The organism is Streptomyces sp. S6, from assembly GCF_054880855.1.
On sequence record NZ_JBTYMC010000625.1, the window covers coordinates 1 to 1,496 of the forward strand.

The window sequence follows — 1,496 nt, forward strand, 5'->3', positions numbered from 1 at the left end:
CTGCGCGGGGGCGGGACGGAGACCGGGCGGGGTACGGGCAAGGGGCGTACGGGAACCGGGCGTGGGACGAGTGACGGCGCGGCGCGGGCGGCCTCAGCCGTCGGCACGGTGCCCCCGGCATCCGGAGCCAGGCGTGGGACGGGCGGCGACGTGGCGTCGGCGGCCTCAGCATCGGCCACCCCCCTTCGACCTGCGCCCGGCACCTCCCTGCGCACCCTCGCCGGCGCCCTCCTCGACAACCGCCCCCGGGACCGTCGTACCACCGCCACAGCCCTCCTCGTCGGCGGAGCCGCGCTCGCCTACCTCGGTACCTACGGGGCCGCGCAGGCGAAGGCGCTGGCGGCGCCCACGGGGGACAACGTGCGGGGCGCGGTCGGGGCCGGGATCACCGCTCTCGTCCCGCTCCAGGCGGCGCTCACCGCCCGCGCGGGCTCCCCGATCGCGGCGGCGCTCCTCGGCGCCGTCCACCCCCTTGCCCGCCGGCTGGCCCGGCGCATCTCCCCGACCTGACCCCGTGTGAGGAACCCCGTATGGCCTCCCCCCTCCGATTCGGCTACGGCACCAACGGCTTCACCCACCACCGGCTGGACCACGTCCTCGGTGTCCTCGCCGACCTCGGCTACGACGGAGTGGCGCTCACCCTCGACCACGTCCACCTCGACCCCTACGCCGACGACCTGCCCCGCAAAGTCGCCGACGTACGACGGCAGTTGGAGCGACGAGGGCTGAGTGTCACCGTCGAGACCGGCGCCCCCTACCTCCTCGACCCGTACGGCAAGCACCAGCCGACCCTCATGAGCGAGGGCGTCGACCTGCGGGTCGACCTGCTGCGCCGGGCCGTCCGCATCGCCTCCGAACTCGGCTCGCCCACCATCCAGTTGTGCAGCGGACCCGCCCCGGAGGACGTGCCCGAGGCCGACGCGTTCAAGCGGTTCGCCGACGGCGTCGGACGGGTCCTGGAGACCGCCGAGTTCTACGACGTCGCCCTCGCCCTCGAACCCGAGCCGTACATGTTCGTCGACACCGTCGACCGCTGCCTGCGCGTCGCCGAACTCGTCGGCGGGCACGAGCTGTTCGGCATCACCCTCGACATCGGACACGCCCACTGCGTCGAGGACGCCCCGGTCCTGGACTGTGTACGGCGAGCGGCGCCGCGACTGTTGAACGTCCAGGTCGAGGACATGGTGCGCGGTGTCCACCAGCACCTCGAACTCGGCACCGGCGAAATCGACTTCGGGCCCGTGCTGGCCGCGCTGCGCGACCTCGGACACACTGGACTGGTCTCCGTCGAGATCCAGGGCGGCGCCCTCGACGCCCCCGAACTCGCCCGCCGCTCGCTGGAGTTCCTGCGCGCGGCCGGATAACCGCTCACCCCTGTTCCCCCGTTCTCCTCACCACCCCTCCAGGAGATCCCGCAGGTATGGCCACCGCCCGACCGATCCCGCAGGCGGCGCCGGACCCCCGGCCCGCCCTCGCCGGCGCACCGCTCCCCGACC

At 74.0% G+C, this 1,496-nt stretch carries 1 protein-coding gene and 1 pseudogene; both read left to right on the forward strand.

Annotated features, from left to right (window positions below; genetic code table 11):
* A pseudogene (locus tag ACVNF4_RS35905) lies at window positions 1–510 on the forward strand (SCO3242 family prenyltransferase); the annotation flags it as partial.
* Between the two features lie 20 nt (window positions 511–530).
* The gene (locus ACVNF4_RS35910; protein ID WP_461807019.1) at window positions 531–1,364 is read left to right on the forward strand and encodes a sugar phosphate isomerase/epimerase family protein; all 834 of its coding nucleotides are present in this window, start codon (window positions 531–533) and stop codon (window positions 1,362–1,364) included.
* The last annotated feature ends 132 nt before the right edge of the window (window positions 1,365–1,496 follow it).

Bases quoted from the DNA above. Each gene is read 5' to 3' on its own strand.
- ACVNF4_RS35910 (WP_461807019.1), top strand. From the start codon at position 531: ATGGCCTCCCCCCTCCGATTCGGCTACGGCACCAACGGCTTCACCCAC.